Below are 16,506 nucleotides of genomic sequence, written 5' to 3' on the forward strand. Positions count from 1 at the left end.
GAGCGGGCGCGCCCATGGAATGGAACGATGTCCAGCCGATCTACCGCCAGCTCCGCGACCTGGTGATGCAGCGGGTACTGGACGGGTCCTTCCCCGAGGGGGAGTCGATTCCCTCCGTGCGCCAGGTCGCATCCGAGTACCGGATCAACCACATCACCGTGAGCAAGGCCTACCAGGAACTGGTCGACATGGGCCTGCTGGAAAAGCGCCGTGGCCTCGGCATGTTCGTCCGCCCCGGGGCCCAGGCGGCGCTGTCCAGCGAGGAGAAGCGCCGGTTCCTGGACGAAGAGGTGCCCGCGCTCGCGGCGCGGGCACGCACCCTGGGCGTGGCCATCAACACCATCGTGGAGCGCCTGCAGGACGCGGGCGAGGAGAAGCATGTCACACATCATTGAAGCAAGGGATGTCCGGCGGACCTTCGGCGATATCCGCGCTCTCGACGGCGTGAACCTGGCCCTGGACAGCGGCAGCGTCGTCGGGCTCATCGGCCCGAACGGCGCCGGCAAGACCACGCTGCTCCGGGCGCTGCTGGGCCTGACGGCCTGCGAGGGTGAGCTGCGGGTGCTCGGCAGCGACCCGCTGGCCGAGCACGCCCGGCTCATGCAGTCCGTGAGCTTCATCGCCGATACCGCGGTGCTGCCGCGCTGGATGCGCGTGGACGAGCTCCTCGATTACGTCACCGGTGTCCATCCGAACTTCGACCGCGACCAGGCGGAGCGTTTCCTGGCCACCACGGAGGTGACGCCGCGCCGCCGCGTCCGGGATCTCTCGAAGGGGATGACGGTGCAGCTGCACCTCGCCCTGGTGATGGCCATCAATACCCGCCTGCTGGTGCTCGACGAACCGACCCTGGGCCTGGACATTCTCTACCGGCGCCGTTTCTACGAGCAACTCCTCAACGACTACTTCGACGAGGAGCGCACCATCATTATCTCGACGCACCAGGTGGAGGAGGTGGAGCACATCCTCACCCACGTGGTGTTCATCAACCATGGCCGCCTGGTGCTCACGGAAGCCACGGCGCGCCTCGAGGAGCGCTTCGTGGAACTGCACGCTGTCGGCGAGGCGGTGGCGCGGGCCGAAGCCATCCCCCACGTGGGCAAGCGCAGTATCCTCGGCGGGAAAGCGTTTATCTACGAGGATGTGGACCGCAGCCTGGTCGCGCCCCTCGGCGAGTGCCGCACGCCTTCCGTGGCGGACCTGTTCATGGCGAAGGTAGGAGGCTGAAGCGGTGATCGCGAGAACACCCCCCAACACCCTGTTCACCCTGCTGCAGCGGGAACTGCGCGAGTACCGCACCTCGCTGCTGTGGACGCCCGTGACCATCGCCGCGCTGCTGGTCGTGCTCCTTGGTGGCAGCGTCTTCTTCGCCGACCGCATCAGCGTATTCGGCGAGGCTTTCATGCAGATGCTGGAGCACGAGAGCGGTGACGGTTCCCTGAATATCTCGATCAGCGTGGGCGAGGACGAAGTTACCGTCTACCGGCGCGGGGAACTGGACGAGCGTCTCGGTCCGCCGCTGGACCTGCCGGTGAGCGAGCCCGAGGCACCGCCGCCGCCGGAAGCCTGGAATTTTTCGCGGGACTGGACCTTCAGCCCGCCCCGCGCCGCCGAAGCCGGGGAGGCGGCCCCTGAACCGGAAGCGTATGGCGCCCTGAGCCCGTTACTCAACGTCCTGCATAACCTGCTGTTGCTGGTGCTCATGTTCACCACGGCGAACTACCTGCTCGGTACGCTCTTCGATGACCGCAAGGACCGCAGCATTCTTTTCTGGCGCTCCATGCCCGTCTCCGAGTGGCAGACGGTGCTGTCGAAGTTCCTGGTGGTGGCGGTGGTCGCGCCGGGCGTCGTGTTCATTATCAGCTTCGTGCTGCAGGTGCTGACCCTGGCGCTCTCGGCGGTGCTCGCCTGGCGCATGGAGGTGCCCACGGAAAGGCTCTTCGAGGGGCTCGCCCTCGGCCGGCTGGCGCTGGACCAGTTCGGCGGCTGGGTGCTCACGGCCCTGTGGCTGGCGCCGATCTGGGCCTGGCTGCTGCTGGCGTCCGCCGCGGCGCGCCGCTCGCCCTTTCTGCTCGCCGTGACACCGGTCGTCGTCGCTGCCATCGCCGAGGCGCTGCTCTTCGGCAGCCACTATGTCATCGGCGCAGTCGTTGACCACCTGCCGAAGCTGGTGGCCGACGTCGAGGCCGATCCGGGCTCGGCGGGGCTCTACCTCTTCGGGCCGAACTGGCACGCCGTGAACCTGCCCGGCATGGGCGCCGGCCTGGTCGCCGCCGTCCTGCTGCTCACCGGCGCGGTCTGGCTGCGCCGGCACCGCTGGGAAATCTAGCCTCGAAGGCGTGCGCCCTCAGAAATGCACGCCCTTCATGAGGGCGGCGAGGGCGACCTGCTCGTTGGAGACCTCCACCTGCTCGGGCTTCTTCTCGCCCCGGGCCGCGGCCGAGTCGCCGAACATGCGGAAGACCGTGTTCATGATCACCTCGGTCACGTGGGGCATGAGGGCGTTCATTACCTGCAGCGAGATGCCGAGGCGGGTTGCGATGCGCTTGGGCTTCTTGATCACCGCCTCGGCGACCATGTCCGCCGCCTCCTCGGGCGAGATAATGGGCATGGAGTTGTAGACTTCTGTCGCGGCGATCATCGGCGTGCGCACCAGTGGCATGTTGATCGTCGTGAAGCGCACGTTGCGGTCGGAGAACTCGACCGCGGCGGCCCGGGTCCAGGCGTCCAGGGCGCTCTTAGAGGCGACGTAGGCGGAGAAGCGCGGCGCGGGCATGAGTGCGCTGATGGATGAGATGTTGATCACCTGTCCGCTGCGGCGCTCGAGCATGGACGGCGCCAGCCCCATGATGAGCCGGATCGCGCCGAAGTAGTTGAGCTGCATGGTGCGTTCGAAGTCGTGAAAGCGGTCGAAGGACAGCTCCAGGGAGCGGCGGATCGAGCGGCCGGCGTTGTTGATGAGGATATCGATGCCGCCGTGCGTGTCGAGTACCTCGGCGACCAGCCGGTCCACGTCTTCCATCACCGATACATCGGCTGTGTGCATCGAGGCGCGCCCGCCGGCCAGCTCGATCCCGGCCGCGGTCTCCTCGAGCTTCTCCCGGGTGCGGGCCACCAGGATGACGTGCGCGCCGGCGTCCGCGAGGCGCAGCGCCGTGGCCTTGCCGATGCCCGAAGAGGCGCCGGTGATGAGGACGTTTCTGCCGCCGACGTTGCCCTCCAGCGAGTGGTCCACGAACAGGTCCGGGTCGAGGTTGCGCTCCCAGTAGTCCCAGAGCCGAGGCGCGTAGTCGCGCAGGGACGGCACGGCGATGCCGCTGCCCTTGAGCGCGCGCTCCGCGTCGCGGTTGTCGTAACGCGTGGGGTAGTTGAGGAACAGCCCGATCGATTCGGGCAGGCCGAGGTCCTCAAGGATCGTTCGCGTGACCCGCTTGACCGGGGGCAGGTTGCTGAGCGTGTCGCGCACCGTGCGCGGGACGAAGGCGAACATGCGGCTGTCGAGGCGCATGCTGAAGCTCGGCGCGTGCCCGGCCCTGGCGAAGATGTTCATCAACTCGCCCAGGGAGTAGTGCTCCGGGTCCGTGAGATGGAAGCAGCGCTCGTCGAGGCCCTCCCGGTGGGCGATGTGGTCCATGGCATCGGCCACGTAGTCGACCGGCACGATATTGAACTTTCCGCCCTCGAGGCCCACCAGGGGCACCCAGGGCGGCAGCGCCCCGCGCAGCTTCTGCAGCAGCTTGAAGACGTAGTAGATGCCGTCGATCTTGTCGATCTCACCGGTGGTCGAGTCACCGACGACCATGCCCGGGCGGTAGATGCGCCAGGGGATGTCGCAGTCCAGGCGCACGATACCCTCGGATTCGTGCTTGGTGGCGAAGTAGGGGTGCTCGATGGCCTCCGCCTCCTCGAACATGTCTTCGCGGAAGGTGCCGCGGTAGAGCCCGCCGGCGGCGATGGAGCTGACATGCTCGAAGCACCCGGCCTCGAGGGCGCTGGCCAGCTGTACGGCGTTGCGGGTGCCCTCGATGTTGGTCGCCACCTGCGACGCCGCGTCGGCGGACAGGTCGTAGATCGCCGCGAGGTGGAAGAAGTGGTCGATGCGTCCGCGCAGCTGGGCGACCAGGCCCGGGTCCAGGCCGAGCATGGGCTGGCGGAGGTCGCCGGTGACCGCCACCAGCCGGTCGGCCTGGTCGCCCGCGGCCTCGCGCAGCGCCTCGAAGCGTGTCCGGGAGCCCGCCCGGGTGAGAACGTAGAGCGTGCCCTCGCGGCGCAGGAGCCGCCGGATGAGGTGTGTGCCGATGAAGCCGGTGCCGCCGGTGATGAAATACGCCATGAGCTTGTCCTTATTGATCGGCGAAACATGAGAAGCTGACTGTCGAGCAGTCTAGCGGGTCACCGGCGGACCACAAGGCGCCGCAACTGCATTGGTCGTGTGAATAGCAAAAATCAAAAACATCTATTTCATTTATGGCGGTCCCTTCCCTAGACTGCACCGATCGAGCTGGCAGACCGGCCACCGAACTTCCATCACAACCAGTCGAGGGTTTCCCATGGCGACTTACCAGGAAAAGACAGCTGACTTTGCCGCTCTCTGCAAGGAGCAGGGGGGCACCTGGCGCAACATCAACCCCGAGTTCGCGGCGCGCATGACGCTGCAGAACCGCTTCCGCACGGGCCTGGATATCGCGCGCTACACCGCGGGCATCATGCGCCGCGACATGGCCGAGTACGACGCCGATACCAGCCAGTACACTCAGTCCCTCGGCTGCTGGCACGGCTTCATCGGCCAGCAGAAGCTGATGGCCATCAAGAAGCACCATGGCAGCACGAGCAAGCGTTACCTCTACCTGTCGGGCTGGATGATCGCCGCCCTGCGCAGCGAGTTCGGCCCGCTGCCGGACCAGTCCATGCATGAGAAGACGTCCGTGCCGGCCCTCATCGAGGAGCTTTACACCTTTCTCAAGCAGGCGGACGCCCGCGAACTGAACCATCTCTTCCGTGAGCTCGACGAAGCCCGCAAGGGTGGCGATCAGGTTGCGGAGCAGCGAGCCCTCGACGCGATCAACAACTTCGAGACGCACGTGGTGCCGATCATCGCCGACATCGACGCCGGTTTCGGCAACGAGGAGGCGACCTACCTGCTCGCCAAGAAGATGATCGAGGCCGGTGCCTGCGCCATCCAGATCGAGAACCAGGTGTCCGACGCCAAGCAGTGTGGTCACCAGGACGGCAAGGTCACGGTTCCCCACGAGGACTTCCTGGCCAAAATCAACGCTGTGCGCTACGCGTTCCTCGAGCTCGGTGTCGATGACGGCGTGATCGTCGCCCGTACCGATTCGCTCGGTGCCGGCCTCACGCAGAAGATCCCCGTGTCCCGGGAGCCCGGCGACCTCGCCTCCCAGTACAACGCCTTCCTCGAGACCGAGGAAGTGAGCAGCGCCGAGGACGTGAACGAGGGCGACGTGGTGATCAAGCAGAACGGCAAGCTGGTGCGCCCGGTGCGCCTGCCCAACGGCCTCTACCGCTTCAAGCCCGGCACCGGCGAAGAGCGGGTGGTCCTCGACTGCGTCACCAGCCTGCAGAACGGCGCGGATCTGCTCTGGATCGAGACCGAGAAGCCCCACGTTGGGCAGATCGGGGCGATGGTCAACGAAATCCGCCAGCACGTGCCCGATGCCAAGCTCGTCTACAACAACTCGCCGTCCTTCAACTGGACCCTGAACTTCCGCCAGCAGGTCTTCGACGCCTGGCAGGAAGAAGGCCGCGACCTGTCCGCCTACGACCGCGACAGGCTCATGAGCGCCGAGTACGACGACTCCGAGCTGGCAGCGCAGGCCGACGAGTGGGTGAAGAACTTCCAGGCCGATGCTTCGCGGGAAGCGGGCATCTTCCACCACCTGATCACCCTGCCGACCTACCACACGGCGGCCCTGTCCACGGACAACCTCGCCCAGGGCTACTTCGGCGAGGAGGGCATGCTGGCCTACGTCCAGGGCGTGCAGCGCAAGGAGATCCGCCAGGGCATCGCCTGCGTCAAGCACCAGGACATGGCCGGCTCCAACATCGGCGACGACCACAAGGAGTACTTCTCCGGCGAGGGCGCGCTGAAGGCCGGTGGCAAGGACAACACCATGAACCAGTTCGGCTGACAAACTCCGCGCGCCGCCCGGCGCGCAGTGTCCCTTGCGGGTGGCCTCGTGCCACCCTTTTTTTTGGCGGCCTGCCGCTGCTCAGTCGCCGAAGGGGGCGTCGATAGACGGCGAGGGGGCGGTGAACCACTCTGCCCCCGTCTCCGTCACATGGAAGTGGTCCTCCAGCCGTATGCCGAATTCCCCGGGGACGCAGATCATCGGCTCGTTGCTGAAGCACATGCCGGGTGCGAGCGGCGTGTCGTTGCCGGGGACGAGGTAGGGCGATTCGTGGATGTCGAGGCCGATGCCGTGCCCGGTGCGGTGCGGCAGACCCGGGAGGCGGTAGCCCGGGCCGAGGCCGGCCGCCTCGATGACCGCCCGCGCGGCGGCGTCCACGGCACCGCAGAGTGCCCCGGGACGGGCGGCGTCGAAAGCCGCCTGCTGTGCCGCCTGCTCGAGGTTCCAGATCTCCCGCTGCCGGGCCGAAGGCTCGCCGAAGACATAGCTGCGGGTAATGTCGGACAGGTAGCCGTGCACCTCGCAGCCCGTATCGATGAGGACCATGTCCCCTTCCTCGAGCACCTTCGGCTTCGCGACGCCGTGCGGAAAGGCGCTGTCGGGCCCGAAAAGAACGATGCAGAAGGTCGAACCGCCGGTCCCCGCGGCCCGGTGGGCTGCGTGGATGAAGGCCTCGACCTCGGCCGTGCTGATGCCCGGCTCGAGCATGCGGGCGGTGTGCCGGTGCACGTCCAGGGTAATGTCCTTTGCCCGCTGCATGAGGGCGAGCTCCGCCGCGCTCTTGCGCTCGCGGCAGCCGGCGACCACCGGCGCGCCGTTGGCAACGGCCATGGACGGGGGCAGGGCACCGCGCACGCCATCGACGAGAAACCAGGGGGCCGCCGGGTCGATCGCCAGCCTGCCTTCACGCACGCCGCCGGCCTCGAGCACCGCTGCCAGCAGCCGGTAGGGACATTCATGTTCTTCCCAGCAGTGCATGTCGCCAGCGAGCACCGTGTAGCCCGACAGGGTGCCGCGCTCGAAGGCGGGGGCGAGGTAGTGGAGTTCGCCGCCGGCCGTGAGCAGGGCCCCGACGAGCCGCTCGCTCGGTGACCAGAGCGTGCCGGTGAAATAGCGCAGGCTGCTGCCCGCGTTGAGAAAGAGGGCGGCCAGGTCGTGCTCGCGCAGGAGGGTGACCGCCTTGTCGAGCCGCGCCCGGTACTCGGCCTCGCCGATGGGAACAGCCCCGGCGGTGCGGTCTCCGCCCGCCCGGAGTGTCTCGAGTTCCGTCGCCGCGTCGCTGCCGCCCACGCCTGCCGTCATGGTTGTCTCCCGGGTCTGCAAAAGGTGAATTGACGAGTTCGCGAAGGGGCCGATCATAGCATCCGGTGCCGGTTCCACGGTTTCTCCGTCGCACTTATACTCGTGGGTTCTAGGGAGGAATCGACATGCGCTGGGATGAAATCGACCGCCAGGTCTGCTCCGTCGCGCGGGCGCTGTCCGTGGTCGGGGAACGCTGGACCCTGCTGATCCTTCGCGATGCCTTTTTCGGCACGCGCCGCTTCGACCAGTTCCAGGCCAGCCTGGGCATCACCCGCCACCGGCTGTCAGAGCGCCTGGGCAAGCTCGTGGACCACGGCGTGCTCAGGCGCGTCCGCTACAGTGAGCGGCCGCCGCGCTACGAGTACCGGCTGACCCGCAAGGGGCTTGCGCTCTACCCGGTGCTGATGACCCTCGGTACCTGGGGGGATGACTGGATGGACCTGGGCGAAGGCGCCCCGGTGGTCTACGTGCACAATGCCTGTGGCAAGCAGACCCGGCCGCTGCTGACCTGCAGCGAATGTGGAGAACCCCTGCGCCCCGAGGGCGTCCTGCCGGAGGTCGGGCCCGCGCTCGCGCTCCACGTACCCGAGGCGCAGGAGGGAGACCGTGAGCTGCCGGCTTTCCCGCTGCTGTCGAGGGAGCCCGCGCTGGACTAGACTTCGGGTTCAGCCACGCGACAAGGAAAAGGTAACGCCATGGCAGACGCCGCCAACAGCATCGTGATGAACAGCGACAATCCGGAAGCGATGGTGCCGGGCACCGACCGGGACCCGGCCACGGAGCGTCTCGTGCGCAAGCAGCGTCTTGCCGCCGCGCTCCGCCTCTTCGGGAAGTTCGGCTTCGATGAGGGCGTGGCCGGCCACATCACGGTGCGCGACCCGGAGCACCTCGACCAGTTCTGGGTGAACCCCATGGGGCGCTCCTTCAAGCAGATGTGCGTCTCGGATCTCCTGCGCGTGGACCACGAGGGCAATGTCGTGGAGGGCGAAGGGCTGCTCAACGGCGCGGCCTTCACCATCCACTCGCGGATCCACATGGCCAACCCGCATATCACCGCGGCGGCCCATTCGCACTCGCTCCACGGCAAGGCCTTCGCGTCCCTCGGCCGCAAGCTCGACCCGCTGACGCAGGATGCGTGCGCCTTCTATGAGGACCACGCGGTACTGGAGAGCTTCACCGGCGTGGTGCTCGAGAGCGGAGAGGGGGACCGGATCGCCGAGCTCGTGAACCACCACAAGGCGCTGATCCTCCAGAATCACGGCCTGCTCACCGTGGGTGCCTCCGTCGACGAGGCCGCCTGGTGGTACATCACCCTGGAGCGCAGCTGCCAGGCGCAGCTCCTCGCCGAGGCCGCGGGCACACCGAAACCGATTCCCCACGAGTACGCCCTGAAGACCCGCGAGACCGTGGGCAGTCCGCTGGCTGGCTGGTTCAGCTTCCAGCCTCTCTACGACGTGATTGTCGCGGAGCAGCCCGAGCTCCTCGACTGAGACTGAATTTCATTCAAAGTCAGCCGCTTACGCGCACAAGCTGTTAAAAAGTCACAGGTTTTTTGCACCCCGCGCGGGCTACCGTCGCTAAACTTGCAGGCACAACGAGAACCGTCTCCAGAGAGAGGAGCCCGCAATGAAAAACCTGAAGCACACGGCGCTCGCCGTCGCAGTCGCCGCGACGCTGCCGCAGTTCGCCAGCGCCCAGATCGAGGAAGTCGTGGTCACCGCGACCAAGCGCGAGTCAACGGTGCAGGATCTGCCGTTTTCCATCAACGCCCAGTCCGAGGCGGCCATCGAGCGCAACAACGTGTTTACGCTCGAGGACCTGTCGCGCAATGTCGCCGGCCTCACCATCCAGAACCTCGGCCCGGGCCAGAGCCAGGTCGCCATCCGCGGTGTCTCCGCCGGCCAGATCGTCCGCGATCAGCCCGGTGTGAAAGAGCAGGTGGGCGTCTATCTCGACGAGACGGTCATCTCCCTGTCCCTGTTCACGCCGGATCTCGACCTCTTCGACCTGAACCGGGTCGAGACCCTGCGCGGTCCGCAGGGCACGCTGTTCGGCTCGGGCTCCGTGGGCGGTACCGTGCGTTTCATCACCAACCAGCCGGATATCGAGGGCGGTACCTACGGCAAGATCGAAGCGAACATGAATACCGTGACCGACGGCGAGGAGGGCGGCCATCTCAAGGGTGCCATCAACCTGCCGATTTCCGACACGGCGGCTATCCGCGCCGTGGCCTACGGTACCGAGTACGCCGGCTTTATCGACGCCCTGCGCGAGGGCCTGCCGAAGCAGGACGACGTCAACAGCGGTGGCCGTTACGGCGGCCGCATCGCCCTGGCCTGGCAGCCCACGGAGAACCTGCGCATCACCCCGCGGGTGGTCTACCAGGAGATCACGGCCGACGGCTTCAACCGCCAGGAGGCGTTCAACCTCTTCGCCAACCCGTACACGACGACGCGGCCGGCCATCCAGCTCGGCGAGCGCGAGCAGTACCTGCTGCTCGAGGAGGAGTTCGAGGATGAGACCCTCATCGCCGACCTGGTGGTCGAGTGGAACCTCGATAACCTGTCGCTGACCTATGCCGGCAGCTACACGGAGCGCGACATCCTGGTCAGCCGGGACGCCAGCGCCCTGACCGGGTCTGTCTCCGTGGACCTCGGCTTCCCCGAGTCCGCCGTGCTGATTCCCTCGAACCTGCGCGACACGACGGACCTCGAGCAGATCACGCACGAGTTCCGCATCGCCTCGAACTACGACGGCCCCCTGAACTGGGTCGGCGGCGTGTTCTACTCGGACATCAAGCGCACCTACGCCCAGCGCCTGCCGACGCCGGGCTACGACCAGGTCACGGACCTCGTGCTTGGCGCGGGCACCGCCGCCTCGCTGCGCAACGGTTTCCCGCCGGATTCGCCCTTCAACTCCGACCTGCCCTACGACATCGAGCAGCTTGCCCTGTTCGGCGAGGTCGACTACCAGGTCACCGAGCGCCTCAAGCTGACCGCCGGTGCCCGTTACTACGACTTTGAAGAGGAGCGCGACATTCTCCAGGGCGGCCTGTTCTCCAGCCTGGCGGACCAGACCGACGACACGGCCTCCGACGGCATCAACCCGCGCTTCATGGCCAGCTACGATCTGAACGATGCGGTCACCGTGAACGCCCAGGCCTCCCAGGGCTTCCGCCTCGGCGGCGTCAACGATCCGCTGAACGTGCCGCTGTGTGACCCGGGTGACCTGAACACCTTCGGCTCCTTCCAGGCCTACGACGACGAGACCCTGTGGAACTACGAGCTGGGCTTCAAGTCCATGGTCGGCAGCCTGCAGTTCAACGCCGCCGTCTTCTACACGGACATCGAGGACCTGCAGGTGACCCTGGATGCCGGTTCCTGTTCCTCGCGGATCTCCTTCAATGTACCGGAAGCCCATACCATGGGCGCAGAGTGGGAGCTCTCGAGCTACCTGACGGAGAACTTCCTGGTCACCTTCAACGGCAGCATCATCGAGGCGGAGTTCGACTCCACGGTGACCGACAGCGCCGGCAATATCCTCGGCGGCGTCGAGGACGGCAACCGCCTGCCCTCGGTCCCCGAGCTGCAGCTGTCGGCTTCGGCCACCTACACGTTCCCCGGCGGCCTGTTCGGCTCTGACGAGTTCTACCTGAACGCGCTGGTACAGCACGTCGGCGAGCGCTACACGCAGCCCTCGGACCAGGTGCCCGGTGCCGGCGATTTCGTCTCCGGCCTGCCCTTCGGCGGTGCCACCGGTACGGAAGTGACCAGCCTCGACCTGGAGCTCGACGCCTACGAGATCGTCAACTTCAGCGCCGGCTGGGTCTGGGACACGGTGGAGGCGGTGGTCTTCCTGAACAACGCCTTCGACGAGAACGCGGACCTGTCCTTCGACCGGGAGCGCGGCGGCCGCGCCCGCCTCGGCTTCCGCACCAACACGCCGCGCATGCTCGGCGTGACCCTGCGCAAGTCCTTCTAGGACGCCATCGGCGCAGCCAGGAACCGCGGCCCCCGGGCCGCGGTTTTTTTATGGTCGTTACGGATTGTTCCGGGGCGAGCGCGGGAGACTTCTCTCAGTCGCTCCCCGATACACGCTTTGTGAGAGAAGTCTCCCGCACTCGCCCCTGGCGCCTCGCATATTTCCAGCGCGGTTGATCATCCAGGGCGGTAGGGGTGGAGGCTGGAGGGTGCCCCCACCAAGCGTGTGTCGGGGAGCGACTGGGGGCGCCCTCCAGCCTCCGCCCCGGAAAGCTGCGATAAACGTCGCTCTACGTGTCCTCAGCCAACTCTGCCCCCAACTGCTCGGCGAGCACATGCTTCTGGATCTTGGTTGCGGACATGGGCCACTCGGTGACGAAACGCACGTGCCGGGGGATCTTGAAGGAGGCGATCTGGCCACGGCAGTAGTCGATCAGCGCGTCGGCATCGAGGCTGGCGCCCTCCCGGAGCTGCACGAACGCGGCGGCGACTTCTCCCAGCCGCTCATCGGGGGCGCCGACGACCTGCGCGAGGTGGATGGCAGGGTGCGTGCCCAACCAGTTCTCGAGCTCGAGTGGTGACACATTCTCACCGCCGATCTTCAGCAGGTCCTTGAGGCGGCCGTGGTAGGCGACCTGGCCCTCGGCAGTGAGACTGCACAGGTCACCGGTGCGGAACCAGCCGTCGTCGGTGAAGGCCTCGGCGGTACGCGCCGGGTCGCGATAATAGCCGTCGAGCAGGGAGAAGCCGCGGATCTGCATCTCGCCGCGTTCCCCCGCTGGCAGTACCGCGCCCGTCTCCGGGGCCACCACCCGGAGCTGTACCCCCGGGTAGGGCCGGCCGCAGGTCGCGGCCCGGGTTTCGTCGTCCTCGTTCGCGGCGCCGTGGCAGCAGATGCCCGAGGCCTCTGTCATGCCATAGGCGCTGATATGCAGCGCACCGGGCAGGGCGCGCATATTGGCGCGCAGGGTGTCGGGCGGTGCCACGTTGTTGATTAGCCGCACGCAGCCGAGGCGCCTGGCGTCGAAGTCCGGATGCGCGAGCAGGTCTGCCATGATCGCCGGGAACGCCGGGTAGAGAATCGTCGGCTGGTGCCGGTAGAGCTGCGCGAGCGCCGGGCCGGCCTCGAAATGTGTTTCGGCGAGGTAGCCGCCGCCGGCGCCGACCATCGCCAGCAGCGGCAGGATCGACGCCATGTGGAAGAGGGGCAGGGGGTTCCACTGCAGGTCGTCCGCCGTGACCTCCAGCCGGTCGCGCATGGCCAGCGCATTGCGCACGAGAGCCTCGTGGCAGAGCAGGCAGCCCTTCGGCCGCGAGGTGGTACCGGAGGTGTACATCATCAGGCAGGGTGCGCGCAGGGCGACCTCCCGCCGGCGCCGGTCGATGGCGGCGGTGTCAACGGCCTCGCCGAGGGCGGCGGCTGCGGCGGCGGTCAGGCAGCCGGCGCGTTCCCCGTCGCCGAGCAGGACCACGGTGCGCAATGCCGGTGCGGCGTCGGCTGTGAGCGTGCGCGGGTCCCGGGCTGCAGTGAGGGCCCCGTCCAGCGCGGCATCGACGAGCGCCGGGAAGTCCGTGGGGGTCGCCTCGGCGCCAGTGTACAGCAGGGCGAGATCTGCATGGCCGAGCACGTAGCGCAGCTCGTCAACCCGGTAGCGCGCATTCAGCAGTACCGCCACGGTGCCGGCGAGAGCGCAGCCGAACAGCTGCTCCACGACCTCGGGCCGGTTGTGCGCGAGAATGCCGACGTGATCCCCGGGCCCGGCGCCGAGGGCGAGCAGGCTCCGGGCACGGCCTTCGGCGCGGGCGAGCAGCTCGCGGTAGGTGACGTCGTAGCCGGGGAAGGCGAGGGCGCGGCGGTCCGGATGCTGTCTCGCCGCCCGCACCAGGAGGTCGCCGAGGGAAGTCGCTTCGATGGTCTTGAGGTCCATGGTCTTACCCGGGGTCAGAAGGAGCGCGGCAGGCCGAGGCCCTCGGCGATCATGTTGCGCGCCATCTCGTTGCTGATCGGGCCGATGCGCAGCAGCCGGGCGTCGCGCCAGTAGCGCTGCATGTCGGTCTCCGCAGAATAGCCCATGCCACCGAGGATCTGGATGCCGAGGTCCGCGGCGCGGCCCGCGTATTCGGAGCACAGGACCTTGGCCATGTTGGAGGCGTTCGCGCAGTCCTGGCCGGCGCTCTGCAGCGCGGCACCGTCGAGGAGCATGAGCTCGCCCTGCTTCTGCCACATGGCCATGTCGGCGACGTAGTGCTGCAGGGCCTGGAATTCGCCGATGACATGGCCGAAGGCGCGCCGTGTCTGCAGGTGCTCGACCGCATCCTCGAGCACGCCGTCGAGCATGCCCAGGCAGAAGGCCGCATTCACCAGGCGCTCATTATTCAGCGTGCCCGTGGAATAGCCCCAGCCTTTGCCGGCTTCGCCGAGGAGCAGGTCGTCGGGTACGAAGACATCGTCGAGGTGCACGGTGCAGGAGCTGATGCAGCGCATGCCCAGCTTGGGCATCGAGCTTACGGTGACGCCCTCCGCCTCACGGGGCACGAAGAACAGGGAAACCCCGTCGGCCCGGCGCTTTACGTCCTTTTCAGAGCGAGCCATGAGGAACAGGTAGTCGGCTACGCCGGCGCCGGTGCTCCAGATCTTCTCGCCGTTCAGGCGCCAGCCGCCGTCGACCTTCGTCGCGGTGGTCTTCATGCCGCCGAGGAGGTCCGTGCCGCCGCCCGCTTCCGTGAAGGCCATCGCGGTCTTCAGGCGCCCGGAGGCGATCTCCGGCAGGAAGCGCTGCTTCTGTTCCTCGCTGCCGGCGCCGAGCACACCCTTGCCGCCGCTGAAGGAGGTGACCCCCCAGACCCAGCCGACGCCCGCCGCCGTGCGCGCGAGCTCCCGGGCGAAGAGCACCTGGGTCAGGATACTGCCGCCCTGGCCGCCGTACTCCTCGGGGATGCCGATGCCGTGGGCGCCGAAGGCCGAAAGCTTGTCCCAGAAAGCGTCGGGGAAGGCGTCCTCTTCCCGTTCCAGCTCGCGGCACCAGTCCTTGGGGATCTCGGCGTCGACCCAGCTGCGCACGGTGTCGCGGAAGAGGCGGTCTTCCTCGGAGAGGAATGCAAGGGACATGCGGGGCTCCTTGTAATGCGTTATGCTTTTCTTGAATGATATTCAAAAATAACGGAGGAGGAAAGCCATGTCCGCCACTAGCAGCCTGGAAGCGCGCCTGCGCCGCCTGGAGGACCGCGTTGCCATCGAGGAACTCATCGCCCGCTACGGGCTGGTAATGGATGACCGCGACATGGACGCCATGCCGGGCCTGTTCACGGAAGATGTGCGCATCCTGTCCCGCGACGGGGTCATGGATGCCCGTGGCCGGGAGGCGGCGATCGAACTGTATCGCGGCCGCTTTACGGTGCTTGGCCCGAGCAATCATTTCACCCACGACAGGATCATTTGCTTCGGCGACGATCCCGACGAGGCCACGGGCACCGTGCTGTCGCACGCGGAGATGCAGCGCAAGGGCGAGCCGATGCTGGCGGCAATCCGCTATTCAGACCGCTACCGCCGGGAAGCAGGCGCCTGGCGCTTCGCCGAGCGCCTGTTCGATTTCTTCTACTACGTGCCCACGGCGGAGTACCTGGAGGCGCTGGGACCGGGGCTAGCTACGCGCATGCGTGCCTACGAGGAGGCCACGGGCGCCGACATCCCGGAGAAGCTCGCTACCTGGCGCGCCTATTACGGCGGCGCGCCGGGCGGCGAGGGCGATGCGCCGGGGAGCAGCTGAGGCTGGCCTAGCGCTGGCTCGCGGCCAGGGCCTGCTCGAGGTCGGCGATGATGTCGTCGGCGTGCTCGATGCCGATGGACAGGCGCACCATGTCCTCGGTCACCCCGGCGGAGGCCAGCTCTTCCGGTGACAGCTGCCGGTGGGTGGTGCTTGCCGGGTGGCAGGCCAGGGACTTGGCGTCGCCGATGTTCACCAGCCGCAGGATCAGCTGCAGCGCGTCGATGAAGCGGGCGCCGGCCTCGCGGCCCCCGGTCACGCCGAAGCTGAGTATGCCCGAGGCGCGGCCGCCGCAGATCTTCTCGCAGGTGGCCCGGTAGGGGCTGTCCGCGAGCGTCGCGTAGTTCACGTGCGTGACCGCCGGGTGCTCCGCGAGCCAGGCGGCGATGCGCTCGGCGTTCTCGCAGTGGCGCTCCATGCGCAGGCCGAGCGTCTCCAGCCCCTGCATGATCAGGAAGGCGGAGTGCGCGGCCAGCGCGGCGCCGGTGTTGCGCAGCGGCACGACCCGGCAGCGGCCGATGTAGGCGGCCTCGCCCAGCGCTTCGGTATAGACGACGCCGTGGTAGGACGGGTCCGGCTCGCTGAGCACGGCGAAGCGCTCCGCATTGGCCTTCCAGTCGAAGCGGCCGGAGTCGACGATGGCCCCGCCGACGGTCGTGCCATGGCCGCCGATGTACTTGGTCAGCGAATGCACCACGATATGCGCGCCGTGATCGAAGGGGCGGCAGAGGAAGGGCGTGGGCACCGTGTTGTCGACAATGAGCGGCACACCGTGGGCCTCGGCGATCTCCGCCCAGCGCGCCACGTCGACCACGTTGCCGGCGGGGTTGCCGATGGACTCGCAGAACAGCGCTCGGGTCCTGCCGTCGATGAGCTCGGGAATGCGGTCGAAGTCGTCGGCGGCGACAAAGCGCGTCTCGATGCCCTGGCGCGGGAAGGTGTGTGCGAACAGGTTGTAGGTGCCGCCGTAGAGCTGCGAGGTGCTGACGATGTTGGTGCCGGTCTCGGCGATCACCTCGATGGCGTAGCGGATCGCTGCCATGCCGGAGGCGACGGCGAGGGCGCCCACACCCCCCTCGAGCTGCGCGAGGCGCTCCTCGAGCACGGCGCAGGTGGGGTTCATGATCCGGCTGTAGATGTTGCCCGGCACCTTGAGGTCGAACAGGTCCGCCCCGTGCTGCGTGTTGTCGAAGGTGTAGGACGTCGTCTGGTAGATCGGCGTCGTGGCCGCGTGGCTGCTTGTCGGGTCGCCGTCGTAGCCGGCGTGCAGGGCGATGGTCTCGGGTTTCATGGGGCTCCTCGGCTCGGGTC

General features: G+C 67.4%; 13 protein-coding genes. 8 read left to right on the plus strand and 5 right to left on the minus strand.

Going from position 1 to position 16,506, the window contains the following annotated elements:
• The first annotated feature begins 14 nt into the window (after window positions 1-14).
• The 3 genes from ACX93N_RS06465 to ACX93N_RS06475 are packed head-to-tail and all read left to right on the plus strand — an operon-like array spanning window position 15 to window position 2,329.
• Window positions 15-395: a GntR family transcriptional regulator gene (locus ACX93N_RS06465; protein WP_459427583.1), complete on the plus strand. Its 381-nt coding sequence runs from the start codon at window positions 15-17 to the stop codon at window positions 393-395.
• On the plus strand, window positions 379-1,227 hold the full coding sequence (locus tag ACX93N_RS06470; protein ID WP_459427584.1) for an ABC transporter ATP-binding protein: 849 nt from the start codon (window positions 379-381) through the stop codon (window positions 1,225-1,227). The genes ACX93N_RS06465 and ACX93N_RS06470 overlap by 17 nt, the downstream gene beginning before the upstream one ends.
• Window positions 1,228-1,231: 4 nt before the next feature.
• On the plus strand, window positions 1,232-2,329 hold the full coding sequence (locus ACX93N_RS06475; protein ID WP_459427585.1) for a hypothetical protein: 1,098 nt from the start codon (window positions 1,232-1,234) through the stop codon (window positions 2,327-2,329).
• An 18-nt stretch (window positions 2,330-2,347) separates the two neighbouring features.
• On the opposite strand, the gene ACX93N_RS06480 is transcribed toward ACX93N_RS06475, so the two are convergent.
• Window positions 2,348-4,333, minus strand: coding sequence for an SDR family oxidoreductase (locus ACX93N_RS06480; RefSeq protein WP_459427586.1), 1,986 nt, complete (start codon window positions 4,331-4,333; stop codon window positions 2,348-2,350).
• Between the two features lie 217 nt (window positions 4,334-4,550).
• Here ACX93N_RS06480 and ACX93N_RS06485 point away from each other — a divergent pair, with 217 nt between their 5' ends.
• A complete protein-coding gene (locus ACX93N_RS06485; RefSeq protein ID WP_459427587.1) occupies window positions 4,551-6,149 on the plus strand; it encodes an isocitrate lyase in 1,599 nt (532 codons plus the stop codon).
• An 81-nt stretch (window positions 6,150-6,230) separates the two neighbouring features.
• On the opposite strand, the gene ACX93N_RS06490 is transcribed toward ACX93N_RS06485, so the two are convergent.
• Window positions 6,231-7,451 (minus strand): M24 family metallopeptidase, encoded by a 1,221-nt coding sequence (locus ACX93N_RS06490; RefSeq protein ID WP_459427588.1) that lies wholly within the window; start codon window positions 7,449-7,451, stop codon window positions 6,231-6,233.
• A gap of 125 nt (window positions 7,452-7,576) precedes the next feature.
• Between ACX93N_RS06490 and ACX93N_RS06495 the strand changes: the two genes are divergently transcribed.
• The 3 genes from ACX93N_RS06495 (at window position 7,577) to ACX93N_RS06505 (ending at window position 11,432) form a co-directional block, all read left to right on the plus strand.
• Window positions 7,577-8,107, plus strand: coding sequence for a winged helix-turn-helix transcriptional regulator (locus ACX93N_RS06495; RefSeq protein WP_459427589.1), 531 nt, complete (start codon window positions 7,577-7,579; stop codon window positions 8,105-8,107).
• 39 nt (window positions 8,108-8,146) lie between these two features.
• Window positions 8,147-8,941 (plus strand): class II aldolase/adducin family protein, encoded by a 795-nt coding sequence (locus ACX93N_RS06500; RefSeq protein WP_459427590.1) that lies wholly within the window; start codon window positions 8,147-8,149, stop codon window positions 8,939-8,941.
• A gap of 136 nt (window positions 8,942-9,077) precedes the next feature.
• Window positions 9,078-11,432 (plus strand): TonB-dependent receptor, encoded by a 2,355-nt coding sequence (locus ACX93N_RS06505; protein ID WP_459427591.1) that lies wholly within the window; start codon window positions 9,078-9,080, stop codon window positions 11,430-11,432.
• A gap of 289 nt (window positions 11,433-11,721) precedes the next feature.
• Here the strand turns inward: ACX93N_RS06505 and ACX93N_RS06510 are convergent, their stop codons facing one another.
• A complete protein-coding gene (locus tag ACX93N_RS06510; RefSeq protein ID WP_459427592.1) occupies window positions 11,722-13,359 on the minus strand; it encodes a class I adenylate-forming enzyme family protein in 1,638 nt (545 codons plus the stop codon).
• Window positions 13,360-13,373: 14 nt separating this feature from the next.
• On the minus strand, window positions 13,374-14,540 hold the full coding sequence (locus tag ACX93N_RS06515; protein WP_459427593.1) for an acyl-CoA dehydrogenase family protein: 1,167 nt from the start codon (window positions 14,538-14,540) through the stop codon (window positions 13,374-13,376).
• Between the two features lie 67 nt (window positions 14,541-14,607).
• On the opposite strand from ACX93N_RS06515, the gene ACX93N_RS06520 reads away from it, so the two are divergent.
• Complete coding sequence (locus ACX93N_RS06520; RefSeq protein ID WP_459427594.1) at window positions 14,608-15,198, plus strand: nuclear transport factor 2 family protein; 591 nt, start codon at window positions 14,608-14,610, stop codon at window positions 15,196-15,198.
• Window positions 15,199-15,205: 7 nt separating this feature from the next.
• Here the strand turns inward: ACX93N_RS06520 and ACX93N_RS06525 are convergent, their stop codons facing one another.
• Complete coding sequence (locus tag ACX93N_RS06525; protein WP_459427595.1) at window positions 15,206-16,486, minus strand: O-acetylhomoserine aminocarboxypropyltransferase/cysteine synthase family protein; 1,281 nt, start codon at window positions 16,484-16,486, stop codon at window positions 15,206-15,208.
• Between the last annotated feature and the right edge of the window lie 20 nt (window positions 16,487-16,506).

This window comes from Pseudohaliea sp., assembly GCF_054552115.1.